Origin of the sequence: Subsaximicrobium wynnwilliamsii, from assembly GCF_007997225.1 — a bacterium.
In the GTDB taxonomy this organism is placed as follows: Bacteria; Bacteroidota; Bacteroidia; order Flavobacteriales; family Flavobacteriaceae; genus Psychroserpens; species Psychroserpens wynnwilliamsii.
Genome location: NZ_VORM01000014.1, coordinates 26,905 through 50,916 on the forward strand (window position 1 = coordinate 26,905; position 24,012 = coordinate 50,916).

Below are 24,012 nucleotides of genomic sequence, written 5' to 3' on the forward strand. Positions count from 1 at the left end.
TTTTAAGACATGATCAAACGCTTTTTTAAATTGATATTCAAAATCTTGTTTTGGGGTTTCGTAGCTTCGGTCTTTACTGTTGTGGTATTTAAATGGCTGCCAGTACCTATCACCCCATTGATGGTGATTCGCAATACGCAAGCTACTTCAACCCAAAAAAATAGGGGTTGGAAACACGATTGGGTACCTATTGAAAATATTTCAACAAATCTGCAACTTGCTGTGATTAGTAGTGAAGACCAGTTGTTCGTCAAGCACAATGGTTTTGATATCGAAGCCATTGAAAAAGCTTACGACAACAACCAGAAGGGTAAAAAAATAAGAGGCGCAAGTACCATAAGTCAGCAAACTGCAAAAAACGTGTTTCTTTGGCCAAGCCGAAGTTGGTTGCGCAAAGGTCTTGAGGCGTATTTTACGTTTCTAATCGAGCTCATTTGGAGTAAAGAGCGCATCATGGAAGTCTATCTCAACAGTATCGAAATGGGTCCGGGAATCTATGGTGCAGAGGCAGCCTCACAATATTGGTTCAAAAAATCGGCCGCCAAATTATCACGACAGGAAGCTGCCGCCATCGCAGCCATTTTACCAAGCCCATTGCGTTATCGTGCCAATCCTGCCACAGCCTATATTCAAGGTCGAAAAGCATGGATTGTGAAACAAATGTACTTTTATGGACCGTTAAATTACGAGAACACCGATGACAAATAGCACACTAAAACAAGAGTTGTTCAAGCAATGCAGCGCTTATGTGGCGCAAAAATTTGCGACCATTCAAAATCAGATTCGAGACGTGCAGGACGGTTTGACTTCTGAAACCAAAAGCTCGGCAGGCGATAAGCATGAAACCGGCCGCGCCATGTTGCAATTGGAACGCGAAAAACTGGGGCATCAATTGGCAGATATTGAAAACACCAAAGCAAACCTCCAAAAAATTGAGCCTTCGGCAGTTTCAAAATCCGTGATTTTGGGGAGCGTGGTTTTTACTACAGAAGCCAATTATTACATTGCGGTAAGCGCTGGAACGTTGACAATTGACGGTCAATCTTTTTATGCCATTTCTCCAAACACACCAATAGGCTTGCTATTGATGGGAAAAGTGATTGGCGACCAGGTTTATTTTAGGGAGGCTGGTTTTGAAATTCTTAAGGTTTTATAGATTCGAGGTTCCATACTCATGATGCTATGTCTTGGTCTTTCTGGCTTTAGTTGGCTTAGGTCTTTTCAATGGTTATAGATTGTAAAAAGCTTGTAGTTAAGAATCTAAAATCAACTTAATGTGTTAATCTCATAGCATGCTGTGAGGTCTCCTTTTAATTCAAAAACCAGTCTCAAGAACGACGTCTTTTTTGGCGTTTATCACGTTTCTTTCGCCAGGGTGCATTCTTCTGCCAGTCGCCTGCCATGATGCAACCATAAGGCATCACTTCATCAATGACAGTTCCGAGACTGAATTCGTCCATCTGCTGTCTTACAGAATTTGCATTTTTATAAGCGCTTGGCAATTCGGTAATGTCGATTTCTTTGGAAAAGAACCGAACGTCCAAACCTTTGGTTTCCTCTTTAAAGATTTGCATGATCGTTCCTGTCTTGTTTTTTCTATGCTGGGTTCTGCTCACGTTCCTGCCCGCACCATGCGGAGCAAATCCTAAATTGGAGCCTGTGGTCACGCCTTCAACAATTAAGACTGGCTCGCTCATGTTCAAGGGAATCAATCGTGGACCTGTGATGTCTGGCATAAATTTAGCATCTAAGGGCGTTGCGCCTTTGGCATGGTAGAACAAATCGCCATCCCTAAAGACGAAGTTATGCTCGTTCCAATATCTGTTTTCGATAGTTATCTCCAAGCTTTCAGCAACAGAGTTGTGCAGCACTTCATGGTTTGTTTTGGTCCATTGTCTTATCACTTGTAAAGCCTCCCAATAGGTTTTACCTTCTTCAGTATGAAAAGGTATCCAAGCATTTTGCTTCATGGTATCTGGCGACAATTCCTTTCTAAAGCGTTCTGCAATTTTCATACCTTTATCATACAATCGCGCTCCGGGACCACGAGACCCATGGTGGGTAACGAGCATGGTATTTCCAGTTTTTTTGGAAGTCCCAACAAAGAGAAAATGATTGCCATCGCCTTGGGTTCCCAAATGCGACCTAGCAATGGAAATCATCTGCTTATCGTTGAGCAGATTATTGTGCTCAAAAGCTTCTGATAATGCGGTAGGCAATTGAAATTGCGAATCCCTATCGCGACCGCCAGGACCAAAATGTGTCTTGGCGTGCGCTGCATCTAAAATCGTTTTCGGATTGATTTTACCGAAATCGGTCAACATTACAGAGCAGCAAATATCGGCACTGTGCATGCCGGGGTGAATGGCATTTTTGGCAACCGCAATGCCTCCAACAGGAATGGTTCCGTCTGGACCGGTTGGGCAAGCATCGGGCATGAGGGCACCATTGACCAAGGTTGGTGTTTTCATCAAGGTTTTCATCGAGTTCACTACCTTGAAAACATTATCCTGCTCCAAATCGCTATCTGCCTTGATGTTAACGGCAAAACCAATTGGTTTTGTATGAAGTTCAATACCTGCTGGCAATTTGAATTGCTCCAAATACTGCAGCATCGCCTCAGCCTCTAAGCGATTGGTATTGATGTGCGCAATGGCATCTTTCATCCATTTTCCTCGTCTAAACCCCATCGCGACCAAATCATTTCCTGTGATTTTTTTTTCTGTTGACATGCTGTTTGTTTTAAGTGATGCTACAAGAATCAAAGCTTGTTGCGCACTGTTTTGGCGCAGTTCATTTTTTAAGACTAAAACCTGTTGGATTATAAAACCCAAGGCTTCGTGACGCCAGGGGTATCTGAGAATCCCTAGGTCTCAATAACAACCATCTTAGTTTTTCCGCTTCTTTTGATGCTTTGATTTCTTGGCTTTCTCTGATTTCTTTTTCTTCTTGATTCGTGATATCTCAGTGTTGATTGAATTTAAAAAATCATCGTCGAAGCCATGTAATTTAGCCTTTTTATGCGCTTTTAATGCTTTTTTCAATTGATGTTGATGTTCTAAAAGCCTTCCCTGTAATGCATAAACAAGACCTTTGTCTAAACCTTTGACTTTAAATGCAAAGGCGATGAGTTTTTCAGCCTCCTCATAATCTTCATTCCAGAGCAATACTAAAATGTAATGTTCATATACTTTGAACAGGTATAGGTTATTGGCCAAAGCTGCAGCATAATAAGACTTGGCTTTTTCATAATCGCCAAATTGTTCGGCTTGCAAACGTCCCATTAAATACAAGGCATGGGGGTCATTGGCGTCGTATGCCAAGGCATAGTTGAGGTTTTCTGCTGTTTCCTCAAGGTCGTACGGGTAGGCGTCCATCGCCTTGAGCACGTAATTATTTAATAAACTTGTGTCCATTATTTTATGTGTTTTTGGTCGCCAAATTCACTCCACAGTGTTGCAAGAGCTTCAGCAACAGCAGCTCATTATTGTGAGCAATAGCTGTCTTTAAATATTGTTTGTAAATTTCCATTAGCGTTTTCGTGCTGTCTTAGTTTGAAAAAGCAACCCAAGAAAGGGAGTGTTCAACTGAGCCTCGTGCAACGCCAATGCGAAATTTGTTTTGTAAAACTGTTTTAGAAAAGAGTCTTGCAGGTTCGCAAGGTAACGGACTGAAAACAAAGCATCCGAAACAGTTTTAAGTGCTTCGGATGTGTTATTTATAAATCTAAAAGGTTTATTTAACTACAAGCACGAAGCATCACAGCAGGGAATTGGCCCTCTGGATCTATTTGATATGTGGTAAAAAAACGCATGAGTTCTAGTTTTAATATAACCTGTCTTTGGTTAGTGTGCGCTGCAAAGATTGAAAATAATTTTCGGCTTTTCAAAATTTATTTTTCCCAAGCTATCGTTTTTTAGCTCTTAATACGACGTATTAACTTTTTTATTATTTGCAAGGATTTTTTGAAATCTCCTGTTTTTATTCAGCTAAAGCTAATGAACCTTAGACTATTGCGCAGTAAATTTTATCATGCTTGGTATCCTAAAATCAGTCTAAAATTCAACGGGGTTGCCTTGGTTAATGTAATACGTCATCAAGAATTTAAGCTCTTATTTTGAAACTTTCTAAGTTAGAATCTGCCTATATTTAAACTTTCAAAAAATTCAAGAATTGGCGATGCAACCCATAGCAACAGAGGTATTGATTATTGGAGGTGGTTTGGCGGGATTATGTGCTGCCATTCATTTGTCAAAAGCAGGCTTTGAGGTTATCCTTATCGAGAAAAACAGTTATCCCAAACACAAGGTCTGCGGCGAATATGTAAGCAATGAAGTGCTGCCTTACTTGGAGTTTTTAGGAATTGATGTTTTTGCGGAAGGCGCCAAACGCATTTCAAAATTTGAGTTGACCACAACCAACAATAAGACCATAAGCGCCAATTTACCGCTTGGTGGTTTTGGGATGAGTCGCTATTGTTTGGATGCCATTTTAGCCGAAAAAGCTCAAGAAAACGGAACGAGAATCGTGCAAGACACTGTTACCGACATTCAATTTGAAGCCCATAATTTTTCAGTAGCCACCAAAACCGGAAACACCTATCGTTCAAAAATAAGCATTGCTGCTTTCGGAAAACGCTCTAATCTCGATGTGACCATGAATCGGGAATTCATTCAGAAAAAATCGCCTTATTTGGGTGTGAAAACGCATATAAAGGCTGAGTTTCCAGAAGATTTGGTTGCCTTGCATAACTTTAAAGGCGGCTATTGTGGACTTTCAAAAGTAGAGAGCAATGCCATCAATTTGTGTTACATCACGACCTTTAAGGCCTTTAAAAAGCATAAAGATATCGAGAGTTTTCAAGAGGAAGTACTTTTTAAAAACAAGGCGTTAAAGCATATTTTTGAAAACAGCAGGCCTGTCTTTGATGTGCCCTTGACCATCAGCCAGATTTCCTTTGAGACCAAGAGTCCGGTGGAAAACCATATCTTGATGTGTGGCGATTCCGCAGGGATGATTCATCCGCTTTGTGGCAACGGGATGGGGATGGCCATAAGAAGTGCTCAACTGGCGTCGCAATTGATAATTGAGTATCTTGAAAATCGAATCCCATCACGCGAAGCCTTGGAACATCAATACACCAAGCAATGGAATGCCAATTTTAGTCAACGCCTAAGCATGGGTCATGCGATTGCTGCGATATTTAGAAACGATTCGCTCGCTGCATTGTTATTGGGGCTTTTGAAACTATGCCCTTGGATGCTGCCCAAAATCATAAAACGAACCCATGGTAAACCGATGCAAGTAACATGAGCGTCTTAGTGAATACAAAACAGCGCTCGCAGGAGCCCGAAATCATGGACGACTTGGATTATAATGGTCCCATTCTCCATGATGCATTAGATAAATTGGCCAAAATCAATCAATGGTTGGGCGGCAACAAAGTGACCGTCAACGCACTCAAGAAAGCACTAAAGGACCATCCCAAAAGTGAGCCCATTACGATTATCGATTTAGGCTGTGGTGGAGGCGATATTTTAAGGGAAGTTTCGAGATTTGGCAAGAAACAGGGCTTTCAGTTTCAATTGATAGGCATTGATGCGAATGCGCATACAGTCGCTTATGCTTCGGAATTGTCTCAGGATTATGATAACTTGGAGTTTCTGGCGATGGATGTTTTTTCCGAAGCATTTGAAAACTTACAGTATGATTTGGTGTTGACCACCTTATTTTTGCATCATTTTACAGAAGAAGAATTGGTACATTTTCTAAAACCAGTGTTGGAAAAATCAAAATTGGGCATCGTCGTCAATGATTTACACCGGCATAAATTAGCCTATTATCTGTTCAAATTAATGTGTACCGCTTTTAATATTAAGAACAGAACCATCGTGGAAGACGGGCTGACGTCTGTATTAAGAGGTTTTAAAAGACCAGAACTGGAATCTATTTCAGAAAAAATCAATGCCAACTATGAGATTTCATGGAAATGGGCGTTTCGGTTTCTATGGCTTTTACGAAGTTAGATATTAGAAGTAAAAAGGAAGTTAGATATTAGAAGTAGTGAAAATCTCAGCGAAACAACCCACAGGGTTCGTGAAAATTAGTGAAATTAGTGTCTCATTTATATGAAAGTAAAAATAACAGCAGTAGCAAAACAACTCCCAAAATATTACAGGGAAACCAAAGATATCATTCCGTTTTTGAATGTGTGGTTAGACGGACAGGAAGAACGGTTCCAGCGCAAGGTCATCAAGCTCTTTGAAAATGCGGGTGTGGATAAGCGCTATTCCATCATGGACCCCGAAGAGGTATTTACAAAAACCTCTTTTCAGGAAAAAAATGACATTTATGCGCGTGAGGTCGTCAAACTAGGCGAGCAATCGCTCAAGAAAGCCTTGGATAAAGCACAGCTCAAACCAACCGATATTGACTACATCATCACGGTAAGTTGCACCGGGATTATGATTCCTTCCATGGACGCCTATCTCATCAATAATTTAAAGATGAAGCAGGATATCGTGCGGCTTCCAGTTACTGAAATGGGATGTGCAGCAGGAGTTTCGGGTATTATTTACGCTAAGAACTTCTTAAAGGCCAATCCCAATAAACGCGCCGCGGTCATCGCGGTGGAAGCGCCAACCGCGACGTTTCAGTTGGACGATTATTCCATGGTCAATATCGTGAGTGCTGCGATTTTTGGCGATGGTGCAGCGACGGTTATCTTATCATCTTATGAAGACGAGCAAGGTCCAGAAATTCTGGATGAAGCCATGTACCATTTTTACGATGCCGAAACCATGATGGGCTTTAAGTTGGTAAATACCGGCTTGCAAATGATTCTCGATAAGGCAGTGCCAGAAACCATTTCCAGTCATTTTCCTCAAATCGTACATCCATTTTTAGAGCGTAATGGCATGAGCATTGACGATGTGGACCACTTGATATTTCATCCCGGCGGAAAGAAAATCGTGCAAACCGTTGAAGACTTATTCGGAAGCCTCGGTAAAAACATCGACGACACCAAGGCGGTTCTAAAACTTTATGGAAACATGAGCAGTGCCACCGTTCTTTATGTCTTGGAGCGTTTTATGGACAGAAACCCTGCTAAGGGCGAAGTTGGGCTCATGCTCAGCTTTGGTCCGGGATTTTCTGCTCAGCGGGTGTTGTTGAAGTGGTAGTTGGGAGTTTTTAGTTGAGAAGCGGGTAGAGGGTAGGAGATAGCCCCTGGAATATAGAGAATAGACTTAAGACCTAGGACGAGATGACTTAGGACTGGAAATTTATAATAGATTTAATAGTGTCATTTTGATTGTGCTTGTCAATCAAAGCATTGTAATCCTAATTTAGAGTATAATATTAATGTCAGGCTGAGCGCAGTCGAAGACCCTTATAAGGACTAAATTTGATATGGTATTGCTGTCAGTCTGAGCGCAGTCGAATACTTTTGTAAGGACTAGATTTGATATAATATTGCTGTCAGGCTGAGCGCAGTCGAAGCCCCTTGTAAGGACTAAATTTGATATGGTATTGCTGTCAGTCTGAGCGCAGTCGAATACTTTTGTAAGGACTAGATTTGATATGGTATTGCTGTCAGTCTGAGCGCAGTCGAATACTTTTGTAAGGACTAGATTTGATATAATATTGCTGTCAGTCTGAGCGCAGTCGAAGACCTTATAACCAAAAAATTTGAAATGTATTTTTATTACGTTTATATCATAGAATGTTCAGATAAATCATACTATACCGGTATTACAAACGACCTTGATAAGCGCTATAAAGAGCATGAATTTGGTAAATATAAAGATTGTTATACATTTAAACGAAGACCTTTGATTCTCAAGTTTCAAGAACCCTTTAATGATGTTTTACAAGCAATTTATTTTGAAAAGAAGTTAAAGGGTTGGACAAGAGTTAAGAAAAAGGCTTTGATAGAAGGTGATTCTGATATGTTGCAAATACTATCGGAATGTAGGAATGCGACGCATTATAAGTATTATGGAAAGTGAAATAATTGCTTCGTATGCACTTCATAAGCTTCACTTAGGTACTTTTCAATGAAAACATATTTTCATTTCAGTAATGCTCAGTGTGACACCATCCTTGCAAGTTGACAGATAATTAATTGAAACCTAAGCTCTGAGATTCACTAAATTTGAATATAAAATTACTGTCAGTCTAATCCTAAACCAAACAAAATACAACTCATCGTGACACAAGAATTTAAAGACAAAAACTACTGGGCGCTCATTTTGGGAGGCTCTAGTGGATTAGGCTTGGCGACCGCCAAAACACTGGCTAAGCATGGCATGAACATTTGTATCGTTCATCGCAACTCAAGAGCCAAAGAAGCAGAAATCGCTTCAGAATTTGAAGAGATTAAAGCGGAAGGCGTAGCGTTCAAGGCTTTCAATACCGATGCTTTCAAAGCTGAAAAACGACAACAAGTTATTTCAGAATTGAAAGCGCTATTTGGACCAAACGGAAGCCTAAGAACCTTGGTGCACAGCGTTGCTAAAGGCAACTTAAAACCCATGTGGTCTGAAGATAAGCCGATGCTTAAAAACGACGATTTCAGCTTGACCATTAATGCCATGGCCATTAGTCTGTACGATTGGACCAAGGCTATTTTTGAGGCGGATTTATTTTCCGAGGATGCCCGCATCATCAGTTTTACAAGTGAGGGCAATACCAAGGCTTGGAAAAATTACGCAGCAGTTTCTGCAGCGAAAGTGACCTTAGAAGCCATTTCTAGAAATATTGCCTTGGAGTTTGCGCCATTCGGCATTCGCGCCAACTGCATTCAGGCAGGCGTGACCGATACGGCCTCCTTACGCATGATCCCCGGAAGTGAGAAGCTTAAGGCGCACAGTTTATTGAGAAACCCATTTGCACGATTAACCCAGCCCGAAGACGTCGCCAATGCAGTTTACCTATTGAGCAAGGACGAAGCCCGTTGGATTAATGGTTGCGTGATCCCTGTGGATGGTGGGGAGCATATTTCTTGAGTATTTTTGGTATAGACAAAGTAGTTGCAATAGATCTAAGTGCATCGTTTAAATTAGTGGCTCCGCCTGGGCTAATATTGAACTTAACACGTATTATTTCAAGATACTCAAAAATACCAAAATCCTCTTATTTCCTTATACGCTAATAATTACTCCATAATTAGCATATATTTGAATTAAGCTTAGATCGACATCCTGCTTTCCCTTATGAAGTATTCTTGTTTCAATGATTTAAACCTCAAGAAAAGTAAGATTCAGAAAGACCTGAAAAGACGAATAAAAGCAACTTAAAACAAATGTTGATGCAGACTTAGGTAGAACTCTTCAATGCAAAGCGTACCTGCATTTTTCTGTTATGCTGATTGAAGGCCCAAAGGATCTAAATTAATACACCCGAAAGACATTCGACTCAATCAAGCAATACAGTATCCATTTACATGAACTTCCTTGAATTGAATTGTAATATTCGGCCATAAAATTTACGCTTTTAAAAGAATTGATTTGAAGACCTATTTTAAAATAATTAAACAATTGACGCTGCTGCTAGCCTGCAATTTTTGTTTTATATTTTTCAGTCAAGCCCAAGAAAAAACCGTCTTACAGGATTTGCAAAGAGCACTTGATTCTTCCATAATCTACGACCAGAACAAGCGCCATAGTATCAACCTCCTAAAGACCCAACTTTCCAAAATCAATCCTCAACAATTGGAGGAAAAGTTCAATATGTACAATCGCTTGTTTGATGAATACAAAGTATTTAAAAGTGATTCAGCCTATTTCTATAGCTTGAAAGCAAAAGAAACGGCATCTAAATTAAATGATTCCTCATTGATAAATAAAGGATATCTTAATTTGGCAGATATAGCCATATCGGTTGGCATGTATAAGGAAGCCTTAGATTATCTTGAAAACATAAACATTGAAACTGTTAGGGCCATCGACAAACCTATGTACTTTGGTCTTTATGGTCGATGCTACAGTGATATGGCTGAATATAGTGGTCTGCTGGATTTTAGTCAGAAATACAATGAAATGGCACGTTTTTACAGGGAAAAAACTCTAAAACTTACAGAAGAAGGCAGCTTTTTCAATGTTTTTATGGCGGCATTTAATGAATACAGATCTGGTGGAGAGGATTCAGCAATAATAACTCTAAAAACGCTCTTGAAGCGAGATCTGGGTCTAGGTGAGTTGGGTTTGACAAATTATGTGCTAGGGGAAATCTATCAAGCCAAAGATAAGCTTGATTTAGCAGAGTATCATTATGCCCAAGCTGCTGTTGCGGATATCAGGAACTCCACAAAAGAGTCGTTGGCCATTATCAAATTGTCAGAACTGCTGTTCAAGAGAAATGAGCTTGAATTTGCCTCAAGACTCATACAAAAGGCCTTTGAAGATGCTCAATTTTACGGTGCCCAACAAAGGAAATTACAGGTTGGGGCTATTCTACCCTTAATTGATGAAGAAATAGTGAAGGGTGTAGAGAGTGAGAAAAGAAGATTATACATACAATATATTGGAGCAATCGCATTTCTATTGATTTCGATTCTTTTTACCTCCATTATCTTTTTTCAATATAAAAAGCTACAACGAACTAGGTTTATTGTTTCAAAAGCACATAATGATTTGAAACAAACGCACGAGCAATTAATGATGGTTAATGAAGAGCTTAAAGGTAGAAATGATGAGATTGTTATGGCCAATGCGAGATTATTTGAATCCAATAAGATTAAGGAAGAATATCTAGGACTTTTTTTTACTGAATATGACAATATTTTTGAAAAATTCAACAGCTTAACTTTAGAGATCAAAAAAAACCTTTCTAATGAAGATTACAAAAAAGCCATATATAATATCTCTCGTTACAATTTAAAGAAAGAGAAAGAGAAATTATTACACAATTTTGATACTGCATTCATTAAGTTATTCCCAAATTTTATAAATGAGTTCAATAATTTAATGACAGAGGGCAACAAGGTCAATCTAAAATCCAATCAAATACTTAATAAAGATTTGAGAATATTTGCCTTATTAAGATTAGGAGTAAAACATAATGAAAAAATTGCGCAAATTTTAGGCTATTCGGTAAACTCAATTTACGCTTACAAATCGAAAATTCGTAATAAATCCTATCTGAAAAATGAACTTTTCGACGAACAGCTAAATGTTAATACTACAATAGAAGCCTAGTTTAAATTGATATAGTTCAAAAAATAGTGTCAAAATATGAAATTTTAATAATTCAATTTCTATATTTTTCTGCTATTTCAAATTACATCAGTATCTTGAATGTCATATAGATACAATTTATTTACTTAAAAATAACACCTAAATAATCTATATGAAATTTTCAAACTAAAGTTTGAGCGTTCAATTTTTGTTTCTTTGAGTTTCATTGTATGCACAATTATCTATTAAGTGTACTATTTAAACTCAACGAATTCATAATGAATAATAAAAAATCCAATAGTAACAAGTCAGTCAACGGCCGTTACAAGTTTAGCTTTTGCGTTCTAATTCTGCTTTTGTGCTTTTCACAAAAAAATAGTGCACAAAATAGTGTATCAGGAAAAGTACTTGATGAGTATAAGGTACCATTGATAGGGGCAACTATACTCGAGGTTGGAACAAATAATGGTGTAGTTACTAACTTTGATGGGGAGTTTGAGATCGTTTTAAAGAATGAAAATGCCTCTTTGAAGATTAGTTATGTAGGATACATAACCAAACAAATTAAGGCGACTGCTTCAGATTTGGAAGTTATAATGGAAGCGGATGTCTCTGCATTGAACGAAATAGTCATCATTGGTTATGGGGAATCAAAGCAAAAAGACATAACCGGTTCAGTGTCCTCAGTTGAAATGGAGGACATTCAATCACAACCTTCTTCTAATATAGGTGACGCGATTCAAGGTAGGGCAGCTGGTGTCACGGTAATAACCTCTGGCCAACCAGGTAATAACCCAACGTTTAGAATTAGAGGTTCTGGCACTATAGGCAACAATGATCCCCTGATCGTGGTGGACGGAATGCCCCTCAACGGTGGATTGAACCAAGTGAATATGAAGGATGTGGCGTCCTTTCAAGTTCTCAAGGATGCTTCATCAACTGCTATTTATGGCTCAAGAGGGTCTAATGGCGTCATCATTATAACCACTAAAAGAGGAAAGAAGGGCAAAGGGAGACTTGACGTTGATGTATTTACTAGCATCCAGCAAGCCACCAGTTTATTGGAGGTTCTAAATGCGGAACAATTTGGAACATTAAGCAATGAGATTTTGGCAAACGGCGGGCAGCAGCCAAACCCCGATTTCGCAAATCCCAGTGCACTGGGTAATGGAACAGATTGGTTAGACGCATTTTTCACTACTGGTAAACAAACCAATGCTACACTGTCTTATTCTCAGGGTTCAGAAAAGTCAAATTTATATACCTCTTTGAATGTTTTTGATCAAGATGGAATTATTATTAATTCTGAATACACGCGTTATATATTGCAATTCAATTCAGATACCGAAATAAATGACCATTTAAAGTTTGGCAATAGTTTGAAACTTAATTATGATATTAAGAAAAATGGGGATAATAATATTCAGAATGCGCTATTGTCATTGCCTACTCAGCCTATCTTTAGAGACAATGGAAATTACTCTGGGCCTATAGGTCAGCCTATTTATTCTGGGGACGTGGAGAACCCTATTGGAAAATCAAATAGCGTTGAAAACTCAACTAAAGGCTATAATCTTCAAGGCGTTGTTTATGCAGAGTTAAGTTTTGCGAAACACTTAAAATTCAAGACCTTATTGGGCGTGGAGGCTAATTTTTTTGACACAAGAACTTGGGCGCCGTCTTTCAGTTGGGATTCAGATGTTTCAGAAAATGCGTTCTTGTCTGAAAGCTCAAATAAAAGCACCACACTTTTATGGGACAATACCTTGACCTTTAATAAGGACTATGATTCTGGAAGCTCATTAACTGCGGTAATAGGCACAAGTGCTCAAGAAAATCAGTTCAAATTTATTAGCGGGTCTATTCAAGGCTTCCCCAGTGAAAGCACCCAAACCCTTAACAATGGCTTATTGCAACCTACAATTAATGGAAGTGGTTCTGAATGGTCTATCTTTTCATTCTTTGCTAGAGGTCAATACGATTATAAAGACAAGTATTATCTTACCGCCACCGTAAGGAGAGATGGTTCTTCAAGATTTGGGGAAGGCAATAAGTACGGGACATTTCCATCGGCTGCGCTTGCTTGGAGAGTTTCTGAGGAATCGTTTCTAGAAAACTCAAATGTCATTAATGATTTAAAATTGAGACTTGGTTATGGGGTTACTGGTAATCAAGAGATTGGTAACTATTCGTTTGCTTCGGCCTATAATACAAATCTGTATAATTTTAATGGCAGCTTTGTCACAGCTGCAGTCCCCACCGTTTTGCCTAACTCTAATGTGCAATGGGAGTCGCAAAAGCAACTAAACGTAGGTATCGATGCAAGTTTATTCAATCACTTTATAGATGTTACAATTGATGGGTACATTAAAAATACCGAAGACATGTTGGTTCCTCAAACTGTCCCGATCACTTCAGGTTACTCAGATATCTTTGTGCCTTTTATCAATGCCGGAAAACTTCGAAATAAAGGCATCGAACTATTACTAACAACCTATAATATGAATAGAGATAAGTTTAGGTGGTCCACCGATTTTGTCTTTGCATATAACGATAATGAGGTTATCGATATCAATAGTGACACGCCTTTGACCACTGGAGGCATTGGCCTAAATTACACCTTAGCAAGAATTCAGCCGGGGTATCCAATCAATGTCTTTTATGGTTTTGTACAGGAAGGCATCTTTCAAACCCAAAATGAGGTTGATACCCATGCCGTTCAAGTACCAGGAACCAATCCTGCAACCAGCACATCGCCAGGCGATATACGATTTAAAGATTTGAACAGTGATGGGGTCATTAACGACGAGGATAGAACATTTATTGGAAATCCCAATCCAGATATCACATACTCATTGAATAATACGTTCACATTTGGAAATTTTGATTTGAGTGTTTTTTTTCAAGGGGTTTACGGTAACGACATTTTCAATGCCAATAGGTTATACACTGAAAATATGTCTGTAACTACAAACCAATCCACTGCCGTTTTGAATAGATGGCGCGGTCCAGGCACTAGTAATTCCATTCCAAGAGCGGTTTTTGGAGACCCAAACAATAACAATCGACAATCGACAAGATACATTGAAGACGGTTCTTATTTAAGACTCAAAAATGTCAATCTATCTTATAATGTGCCAACTGACTTTTATGATAATAAAACATTTTCATCAATTAAGGTTTATGTTTCTGGTCAAAACCTATTTACTATAACCGACTATTCTGGTTTTGATCCAGAGGTTGGGCCAAATGGCATTGATAATAACATCTATCCAGTAACAAGGACTTTTACCTTAGGAGCAACACTAGGATTTTAAAATTTAAACACTATGAAAAACTTAATATATTTAATAGTAGTCGCCATTTTATGTATTGGGTGTAGCGATGATTTTCTAGACAAGCAACCGCTAGACACCATAAATACTGAGAACTATCCACAAACTGCTGAAGAGTTAGTTACCGTTGTCAATGGCGCATATCAACCCCTACAGAGGCCGAAATTGTACAATTTGAGAATGTGGACATCAGATATCATGGCAGGAAACAGCATTGTGGGTGCTGGTGGTGGTACTGATGGCATAGAAACTCAAGATATGTCCAATTTCATTACCCAACCAGACAATGCAGGAGTGCTAGATTTATGGAGGGGTCCATGGCCGGGTATTTTAATGTCTAACATTGTGTTAGAAACCGCTCCCACATTAGACATTGATGAGGCCATAAAAAATAGATCCATGGGCGAAGCCTATTTTTTAAGAGCCCATTATTATTTTATTTTGGCACGGTATTTTGGCGATGTGCCAATCGTAACAGTGCCGCTAAATGCAGATGATGATCTATTCCCCCCAAGAGACCCTGTGAATGCCGTTTATGATTTGATCATATCCGATCTCAATAAAGCTATTCAATTTCTACCTCCTAAATCTTCATTTGGTCAGTCAGATTTGGGTAGAGCATCAAAAGGTGCTGCATTGGGTATGCTGGCAAAAGTACATTTAACCTTAGGGAATTATGACGAAGTGATCACTTTAACCACTCAAGTCGAGGGGCAAGGTTATGCCTTGAACATTAACTATTATGATAACTTCAATATAAATGATGAAAACTCCCAAGAATCGATGTTTGAAGTCCAATATGCTTCAGATGGTGGCTTTGGTTTTTTCTCTGATGAAAATCAAGCATCTTGGACAAGTCCATTTATGGGGCCTAGGAGCTCCAATTTTGTGGGAGGTGCATTTGGCTGGAATCAACCTACACAGGAATTTATGAATCAATATGAAGCTGGTGATTTGAGAAAGGACATATCAGTCTTGTATCCAGGTGGTCCAGATTTTGATGGAAACGCCTACCAAAGCTCTTATTCGACGACAGGATACAATGTTAGGAAGTTTTTAGTTCCTTTAAGTGTTATTCCCGGTTACGACAATAGTCCCATGAATTTTCCCGTCTTGCGTTACGCTGATGTTCTATTAATGAAAGCTGAGGCGCTAAACGAACTGGGACAAACCAATGAAGCCCAAAATTATCTTAATATGATTAGAAATAGAGCTGGACTTGATGATATCGAGACAGGTTTGAGCCAAGTTCAATTTAGAGAAGCTGTACTCAAAGAACGCCGCTTGGAATTGGCTTTTGAAGGCCAAAGATGGTTTGATTTAATTCGTGTCAACAATGGTCAATATGGTCTTGATTTTTTACAGTCGATCGGAAAAGACAATGCAGCACAAAAGCACCTTTTGTTTCCAGTGCCTCAAATTGAAATCGATCGAAATCCAAATCTGACCCAAAATCTAGGTTACTGATCAATAAAACTATACAATGATGAGAACACATATAAAAGTGAAATTTGTTAGCGTGATTTTTTTGACGGTAATTTTTTCAGCATTTATGTCCTGCGATGATGAGCTCACTAATGATGCTTTTGATCAAGAGGATACATTAGCGCTTAGCATCTCTAATGAGGATCTTGTTTTGGAGGAGTTGTTTTTTACCAACAAAGTAAATTTCAATTGGACCACAGGAACAAACCAAGATACAGGAGCAGCTATTACATATACTTTAGAAATGGACATGGCTTCAGGAGATTTTACAACGCCTTTGGCCACTTTATTCTCGGGTGTTCAGGCCACTTACAGGTATGAAATGACTTACGGCGATTTGAACAATTTGCTTTTGGATAGTGGATTGAACCCAAATGAGTCTCATCAGTTATCCGTGAAAGTCACAGCTACAATTGCTGATGCCTCTGTGGCTGAGCAAACAGCAGTAACAAATTTTACGGTAACTACGTTCAAACCCATAAGCTCGCGTTTATTTATGGTAGGTGATGCCACGCCAAATGGATGGGATCTTACCAATGCAACTGAAATGGTACCCTCTACAAATACGAGAGGTGTGTTTACTTATGAAGGCGGTTTAATACCTGGTAATTTTAAGTTTGCTGTCAATCAAGATGGATGTTTCTGCCAAGATTTCTATACGAAAGACGCTACTGATGATACACTTATGGTTTATAATGAAGGTGGCAGTGGGGATGATTTGCAATGGACGATTGACCAAGCGCTTGAGCCAAATGAGAATTATAGAATTACGGCCGATGTATTAAACTTGACTATCATTATAGAAGTTGTTGAATCAAGTGTTGATACGCCGCCTTTCAGCACGCTTTGGATTGTAGGAGATGCGACTGAAAGTGGATGGAACATTGATGCGCCAATAGCATTTAATCAAGATGAGGAGAATGCCTTTTTATTTTATTATGAAGGCCAATTCAATTCAGGGAATTTCAAGATTTTTGCAGGTCCTTTAGGCGATTTTTGCGGTCAATGGTATAGACCCTTTACAAATAACGAGGTGATGGAGAATGGACCAGTCAATCAAAATTCAGGATGTGATTCTGACAATAACTGGCTGGTAACGGAGCAAATAAAAGGAAGATATAAAGTTGTTTTGGACACTCAAAACAATACCGTTTCATTTAATAAAATCGCTTTATACATCATTGGTGATGGGGGTCCAAATGGTTGGAATATTAGCACTCCGGCACCAATGACATACTCAGATGGTGAATATGTTTATACAGGTCCTTTAGGAGCCAACAATCCAACCGGGGAATTCAAAATATCAAAATTCAAGGGCGATTGGTGCAACGGGGATTGGATAAATCCTGCCACAAATGGGCAATCCATAACTAACACCAATTTTATTAACACTTATGATTGTGATGGCCCTGATAATAAATGGAAACTTCAAACGGGCCAAGCCGGAAACTACGAGATTCGAATTAATCTAGAAACCGATCAAATGACCATAACTGCCCAATAATAAATAGTTTAAAACACATTAAAATGAAGAATTTTCAGTTAAAATATGTTCAAACCGTCAAGGCTATTTTTGTGCTGCTTTTGTTAGTTTCATGCGATAGTGATGATGACGCCATAAATTCCAATCTTGAAATTCAAAGCCCTTCATTATCATACAACGAGGTGCTCAACCTATCAAAGGATAAGGCAAAATACAATGCTGGTCAAGAAGTTAACTTCAGGGTTAATGCTGTCCACCCAAATACGACAATTAGATATAAACATCTAGGAGAAACCATCCTTGAATCACCATTGACAAGCACATCTTGGAGCTGGACACCGCCCATGGATGACTTTAAGGGTTATATGGTAGAATTGGTTAAGAATACCAATGGCGATGAAACCGTTTTGGGCACTGTAGGTGTGGATGTATCAACAGATTGGACCAAATTTCCACGATATGGTTTTCTCTCAAACTTTGGGAATATTTCTGAAGCGGAAAGAAATGCAGTCTTAGAGAACTTAAAAAATTTCCATATCAACGGACTCCAATTTTACGATTGGCATTATAAACACCACATTCCCTTGCCGGTAGATACCAATGGGAATGCTGAAAATTCATGGCTTGACTTATTCAATAGAGAAGTAACTTATGAAACTGTCGACGGTTATATCAACAAAGGTCATGAACTGAATATGGCTTCCATGTTCTATAATCTAATGTTTGGAGCTTGGAAACCAGAGGAAGGGGATGGGTTCTCTAACCAATGGCTCCTCTACAACGACCAACTTCATAATAATATAAACGCTCATGATTTGGGGGATTTTGGAGATATTTTAGTCACTAACCCTGCAAATCAAGATTGGCAGAATTATATTTTCAGCAAAACAGAACATGTGTATCAAAACCTAGATTTTGATGGTTGGCATTTAGACCAATTGGGAAATCGAGGCAATGTTTATGAATATGGCGGGTATCAGGTAAACATGCCTAACGCCTATCAGGATTTTATGATGGCAGTGACTGAAGCTTTCCCTAATAAGAATCATGTCTTAAATGCAGTTGAACAATATGGTCAAGATAAAATCCTCTCTACACCTGTCAATTTTGCCTATAGCGAAGTGTGGGATAGAGTTCAATATGCTGATTTGGTAGAAGTGATTATGGAAAACAATCAAATGTCAAATAATGAATTGAACACGGTTTTAGCGGCTTACATGAATTATGAGTCTTCAGAAGGTAGTTTCAACACCCCCAGTGTTCTATTAACAGACGCCGTTATATTTGCCTTTGGTGGCGCCCATCTGGAACTTGGAGAGCACATGCTATCACGGGAATATTTTCCTTACAACAATCTTTCAATGGATGCTGAACTCAAAAATAGATTGATGGAATACTATGACTTTATGGTGGCTTATGAAAATCTCTTAAGAGATGGTGGGAGTTATACATTACCCAATGTTTCTTCAAGTGATTTGGGAGTGAATAATTGGCCACCCGTATTCGGAAATGCATCGGTAGTCTCTAGAAAAGTTGAAGACCGAGAAGTATTTCAATTATTGAATTTTAATGGCGTTTCCACATTGAGCTGGAGGGACAATGCCAAGATACAAACCAAGCCCAACGCGTCCCAAGATTTTGAAATCACTATTGCCACAAATATGACTGTCTCCAAAGTATGGTTTGCCTCACCAGATTATAAAGGCGGCGCCTCCCAAGAATTGGAGTTTCAAAGCAACCAAGGTCAAATTACAATCAAGGTTCCCTATTTAGAATATTGGAGCATGCTTGTGTTTGAAAACTAAAATTATAGCCATGAATACAATTTTAAAATATTTATCATTAGCTGTTATTTTCATGTGTTTTGCATGTAGCAATGACGACAGTGACATCATAGAATATCAGCAACCGGTCGTGGATTTTTCAAATGAAGCTATTGAAGGAAATTCGCAACTTTTGAGCTTCACAAATTTAAGTGAAAATGCGACAAGCTTTCAATGGGATTTTGGCGACGGAAGCGATAATTCTTATGAGAAACATCCTAGTCATCTTTACAATCCCGGAGGTGCCTATATGGTAACATTGAAAGGTTTCAATGGCGATAAAGCAACTGTTATCTCAAAAGAGATTATGGTTGCAGGAAATCCTGTTGCCAATTTTTCCTATACTACCGACGCCATTGTATTGTATCAACTAAATTTTGAAAATTTAAGCCAGAATGCCGATAGTTTTCAATGGGATTTTGGTGATGGTGAGGGTACTTCAACAGTAGAAAATCCAAGTTATACGTATACATCAGCTGGAACATACTCAGTGACGTTGTTGGTTCAGGGCGCTGGAGGTACTAATTCCACTTCCATAGATGTAATTATTACAGAACCCCAACCCAGTTATGATGCCCTTTACATTGTAGGAGATGCCTCTCCTAGTGGCTGGAACATTGGATCTCCGGAGGCATTCACTCAAAGTAATACCGATGCCTTTATATTTACTTATCAAGCCGTTTTGACCGCTGGAGAATTTAAAATATCAACCTTTCAAGGGGATTGGTGTGATGGCGATTGGCTTAACCCTCCAAATAATGGGGATGACTTATCAGAAAATAGTTTCATTACAACTTCAGGTTGTGAGGGGCCAGACAATAAATGGATGCTAACTTCTGCTAACGAAGGAACTTATTTAATCACTGTTGATTTATCTGACCAAACCATAGTTTTTGAATTGCAATAAGTGAGTAATCGAATATCCGTGAATCAATCATAACTAATTGATAATGTTCAATTAATGACCGAATAAGCTTTTGCCCCGACCCTAAAGGGTGGCTCATTCTAAACCTATTTATTTAATTGAGAATTTTTGCTTAAGCCGCGGCTGATGGGGCAAACAAAAATTCAGGTTGCCAAACGAGATATTTAGTGCTTATGACTAAATGAGGACATAAAAGGTAAATAATTAAGCACACATAAACAGGACATCAATCAGGAAAAAAAATTTCTGATGAGAAGATTAATTTTTCAATTTATATCGTAAAACAACTAAAATCAAAGATTATGAAAAAAACTACTATTACATTTTTAGTGTTATTCGTTACTGGACTATTCGCGGTAAATGCTCAGGATTATATGGGAATCGTTGGTGATGCAACACCTATAGGTTTTACCCCCACAGGACTAGCCATGGCGCAGGATTCAGGGAACCCTGACCTATTTACCTATGAAGGCGTACTAAAACCAGGACGTTTCAAATTTCATTTGGTAGAGGCAGACTGGTGTGTTGGCGAATGGTTGAATGCAGGAGTTGAAGACCAAGATTTGGCGTCTAATAACTATATCACAACTACGGGTTGCGATGGACCAGATAACCAATGGTTAGTGTCAACATCTGGCAGTTACTCAATCGTTGTTGATTTAGGACTTGAAACCATTTCAATTTCGACTTTGCCATATTATCCAAATTTATATTTAGTTGGCGATGCGACTCCCAATGGATGGAATATGGATAATGCAACACCCATGACGGTAGATAGCAGCAATCCGGCCCTGTTTACTTGGACCGGTCCTTTAGTTGCTGGTGAGTTTAAAATTTCAACCGCAAAAAGCTTTGATGATGGATGGGATTGGATTCATCCTGTAGCTCAAGCTCAAGACTTAACTCTAGATACTTATGAAATTCTAGCTGCCGGCAGTGGAAGCGATAACAAATGGGTCATTAGTAATCCAGATGATTATACATTTACTTTGAATTTACAAAATGCTACACTGCAAATTGAGCAGGGAACTTTAAGCGTGGATAACTTTCATAAAATTGAGATGTATCCAAATCCAGTTTCCCAATTTATAAATCTTGATTTCAAAAACATTGTTGAGGCCAAGGCTGTAATCTTTGATGCTAAAGGTTCTAAAATATACGAAAAAAAGCTCAACTCAAGCTCTAATTATTTAGACCTGTCAAACCTTAATGTTCAAGGGCTTTTGTTTCTTCAAATCACAAGTGAAACCTATTCCGAAACGTTTAAGATAATTAAAAAATAGACATCACTATGAATAAAATATACAGCCTTATTTTAATGTTTTTTATATTCAGTTTTAGTTGGTCACAAGATCAATTAAATGTGATTGATGCTATAACTCATAAGAATAAGGTTGTATTTACATGTGAAAACAAGTCAAAAATTTCACTTGAATTTTTAGACTCAAAAAACATTAAGTTTTGGTTCTCACCCAACGGAGAGTTTGTTCGAAATAATGAATCATTCGCAGTAATCAATGCGGTTTTTGATGAAAATTACACGATCAATGTCAACGAATCCTCATCAGTATATGAAGTTTTTACTGAAGATTTACGTGTGATGGTCCATAAGTCGCCATTCAAAATTCAAATCTTTAATAAATATCAAAGGTTGATACTTGGAGATACTGTTGAGCAGCCTTATGTGGTGGATGGCACAGACATAAAAACCAGCAAAGTGTTGCGGCAGGATGAGCATTTTTTTGGCTTGGGCGAAAAAACTGGAACCCTGGACCGAAGAGGCAAATCATATACCATGTGGAATAGTGACAAACCCTGTTATTCAGAAAAAGAAGACCCACTTTATAAGAGTATTCCTTTTTTTATGAGTAGTTATAATTACGGGATTTTCTTCGATAACACCTATAAGACGCAGTTCGATTTTGGTAAAGACTCAACGGATTCTTTTTCGTTTTCATCACCTGATGGTCCTTTCATTTACTATTTCTTTTACGGTAAAGATTACAAAGAAATCATTAAAAGCTATACCAAATTAACTGGCAAACCAATTATGCCTCCTAAATGGGCATTTGGATGGGCACAAAGTCGTGGGCTATTAACCAATGAAACACTTACAAGAGATATTGCTCAAGAATATAGAGAGCGAAACATCCCATGTGACATCATTTATCAAGATATAGGCTGGGTTGAAGGCCTTCAGAATTTTGAATGGGCGAAAGAAAAATATAAAAACCCAAAAAAGATGCTTTCAGACTTGGCAGATACCGGTTTTAAAGTCATCGTTTCCCAGGATCCCGTTGTTTCTCAAGCTACCACCAAACAGTGGGAAGAAGCAGATGCAAAAGGGCTTTTCGCCACAGATATTAGAACAGGAGAATCCTACGACATGCCTTGGCCTTGGGGTGGAAATGCTGGCGTTGTCGATTTTACAAATCCAAAAACTGCGGCTTGGTGGGGCGATTTGCAACAAATTCCTATCAATGATGGTGTCAAGGGATTTTGGACAGATATGGGAGAACCTGCCTGGAGTAATGAAGAAAGCACAGATAGGTTAAACATGAAACATCATTTGGGGATGCATGATGAAATCCATAATGTTTATGGACTCACTTGGGATAAAGTGGTAACCGAACAATTTGAAAAACACAACCCAAATCAGCGTGTTTTTCAAATGACACGCGCTGCATATTCCGGCATTCAACGCTACGCCTTTGGGTGGTCTGGTGACAGCGGAAATGGTGAAGATGTGACTGATGGTTGGGCAAATCTGGCAAATCAAATCCCTTTAGGTCTGTCCGCAGGTTTGGGATTGATTCCGTTTTGGACAACAGATATTTCAGGGTATTGTGGCGAAATTACAGACTATCCCGAATTTGCTGAACTCTATGTGAGATGGTTGCAATTTGGGATTTTCAATCCCTTGAGTCGCGCCCATCATGAAGGGAATAATGCGGTAGAACCTTGGCTCTTCGGTAAGCAAGCTGAAAAAATAGCGAAGGCATCCATAGAATTAAAATACCAATTACAGCCCTACCTGTATTCCTATGCGCGTCAATCTTATGACACCGGGATTCCAATAATGAGAGCTTTGGTTTTGGAATATCCAAAAGATGAAAACACCTTCAACATCGATGACCAATTCATGTTTGGAGAATACTTATTGATAGCGCCAGTAGTAGAAGAAGGAGCAAAAACCCGAAGCGTTTACCTTCCAAAAGGCGAATGGATTGATTATAATAATCCAGCGACGACATACAATGGAGGCACAACAATCAAGTACCCAGTCACTTTGGAAACGATTCCAATGTTTGTGAAAGCGGGTTCAATCATTCCAAAATCACCAATTGTGCCATACACAGGTGCGCTTAAGAATGCGCCTGTTATTTTAGAAATTTTCCCGTCTAACAACATGAATTCTTTTGAGCTTTATGAGGACGACGGCGAAACCAACAACTACAAGAATGACGAATTTGCCCTTACTAAAATTGAGGCTGAAAACGCTCCAAGCATTTTGAAAGTTGACATCGATGTCCCACAACAGAATGAGTTCAAAACAGAAATTAGAAATTATCTCTTAAAAATACATACCACTTCAAAGCCAAAAAGGGTTGAAATAAATAGCAATCAGATAAAACCAGTGTCACCCTCTAAAATCTCCGAAAATCTAAACACAAACTTTAAGGAATCAAATTATTTCTTTGATGAGAAAAATCAACTGTTGATGATTAGATTGCCAGACACTAAATTAAGAACCGAAATCACAATTTTCAATTAATAGATCCAC

The 24,012-nt window shown here is 38.7% G+C and carries 17 protein-coding genes; 15 read left to right on the forward strand and 2 right to left on the reverse strand.

Annotated features, from left to right (window positions below):
- Positions 1-9 precede the first annotated feature (9 nt).
- Positions 10-708 (forward strand): monofunctional biosynthetic peptidoglycan transglycosylase, encoded by a 699-nt coding sequence (gene mtgA, locus ESY88_RS12365; RefSeq protein WP_147086976.1) that lies wholly within the window; start codon positions 10-12, stop codon positions 706-708.
- Positions 698-1,156 (forward strand): GreA/GreB family elongation factor, encoded by a 459-nt coding sequence (locus ESY88_RS12370; protein ID WP_147086977.1) that lies wholly within the window; start codon positions 698-700, stop codon positions 1,154-1,156. Before mtgA ends, ESY88_RS12370 begins: the two co-directional genes overlap by 11 nt.
- 172 nt (positions 1,157-1,328) lie before the next feature.
- On the opposite strand, the gene ESY88_RS12375 is transcribed toward ESY88_RS12370, so the two are convergent.
- Complete coding sequence (locus tag ESY88_RS12375; protein WP_147086978.1) at positions 1,329-2,732, reverse strand: RtcB family protein; 1,404 nt, start codon at positions 2,730-2,732, stop codon at positions 1,329-1,331.
- 156 nt (positions 2,733-2,888) lie between these two features.
- Positions 2,889-3,416 carry a hypothetical protein gene (locus tag ESY88_RS12380; RefSeq protein ID WP_147086979.1) on the reverse strand — a complete coding sequence of 176 codons (528 nt, stop codon included), beginning with the start codon at positions 3,414-3,416 and terminating at the stop codon, positions 2,889-2,891.
- A gap of 763 nt (positions 3,417-4,179) precedes the next feature.
- Between ESY88_RS12380 and ESY88_RS12385 the strand changes: the two genes are divergently transcribed.
- From ESY88_RS12385 to ESY88_RS12445, 13 genes are all read left to right on the forward strand, one after another.
- Entirely contained in the window at positions 4,180-5,313 is a 1,134-nt protein-coding gene (locus ESY88_RS12385) for an NAD(P)/FAD-dependent oxidoreductase (protein ID WP_147086980.1), read from the forward strand.
- Positions 5,310-6,026: a methyltransferase domain-containing protein gene (locus ESY88_RS12390; RefSeq protein ID WP_147086981.1), complete on the forward strand. Its 717-nt coding sequence runs from the start codon at positions 5,310-5,312 to the stop codon at positions 6,024-6,026. Before ESY88_RS12385 ends, ESY88_RS12390 begins: the two co-directional genes overlap by 4 nt.
- A 102-nt stretch (positions 6,027-6,128) precedes the next feature.
- A complete protein-coding gene (locus tag ESY88_RS12395; RefSeq protein ID WP_147086982.1) occupies positions 6,129-7,181 on the forward strand; it encodes a type III polyketide synthase in 1,053 nt (350 codons plus the stop codon).
- A 513-nt stretch (positions 7,182-7,694) separates the two neighbouring features.
- Complete coding sequence (locus ESY88_RS12400; RefSeq protein ID WP_147086983.1) at positions 7,695-8,009, forward strand: GIY-YIG nuclease family protein; 315 nt, start codon at positions 7,695-7,697, stop codon at positions 8,007-8,009.
- Between the two features lie 201 nt (positions 8,010-8,210).
- On the forward strand, positions 8,211-9,008 hold the full coding sequence (locus tag ESY88_RS12405) for an SDR family oxidoreductase (RefSeq protein WP_147086984.1): 798 nt from the start codon (positions 8,211-8,213) through the stop codon (positions 9,006-9,008).
- A gap of 606 nt (positions 9,009-9,614) precedes the next feature.
- Positions 9,615-11,198, forward strand: a complete 1,584-nt coding sequence (locus ESY88_RS12410) for a DUF6377 domain-containing protein (protein ID WP_147129039.1) — start codon at positions 9,615-9,617, stop codon at positions 11,196-11,198.
- 257 nt (positions 11,199-11,455) lie between these two features.
- Complete coding sequence (locus ESY88_RS12415; protein WP_189702599.1) at positions 11,456-14,494, forward strand: SusC/RagA family TonB-linked outer membrane protein; 3,039 nt, start codon at positions 11,456-11,458, stop codon at positions 14,492-14,494.
- A 12-nt stretch (positions 14,495-14,506) separates the two neighbouring features.
- Positions 14,507-15,979 carry a RagB/SusD family nutrient uptake outer membrane protein gene (locus ESY88_RS12420; protein WP_147086987.1) on the forward strand — a complete coding sequence of 491 codons (1,473 nt, stop codon included), beginning with the start codon at positions 14,507-14,509 and terminating at the stop codon, positions 15,977-15,979.
- A 19-nt stretch (positions 15,980-15,998) separates the two neighbouring features.
- Positions 15,999-17,501: a SusF/SusE family outer membrane protein gene (locus ESY88_RS12425; protein ID WP_189702600.1), complete on the forward strand. Its 1,503-nt coding sequence runs from the start codon at positions 15,999-16,001 to the stop codon at positions 17,499-17,501.
- 23 nt (positions 17,502-17,524) lie between these two features.
- Positions 17,525-19,285 carry a glycoside hydrolase family 66 protein gene (locus ESY88_RS12430; protein ID WP_147086989.1) on the forward strand — a complete coding sequence of 587 codons (1,761 nt, stop codon included), beginning with the start codon at positions 17,525-17,527 and terminating at the stop codon, positions 19,283-19,285.
- A 10-nt stretch (positions 19,286-19,295) separates the two neighbouring features.
- On the forward strand, positions 19,296-20,210 hold the full coding sequence (locus ESY88_RS12435; RefSeq protein ID WP_147086990.1) for a PKD domain-containing protein: 915 nt from the start codon (positions 19,296-19,298) through the stop codon (positions 20,208-20,210).
- Positions 20,211-20,530: 320 nt separating this feature from the next.
- Entirely contained in the window at positions 20,531-21,511 is a 981-nt protein-coding gene (locus ESY88_RS12440; protein ID WP_147086991.1) for a SusF/SusE family outer membrane protein, read from the forward strand.
- Between the two features lie 8 nt (positions 21,512-21,519).
- Positions 21,520-24,003 (forward strand): glycoside hydrolase family 31 protein, encoded by a 2,484-nt coding sequence (locus ESY88_RS12445; protein WP_147086992.1) that lies wholly within the window; start codon positions 21,520-21,522, stop codon positions 24,001-24,003.
- The last annotated feature ends 9 nt before the right edge of the window (positions 24,004-24,012 follow it).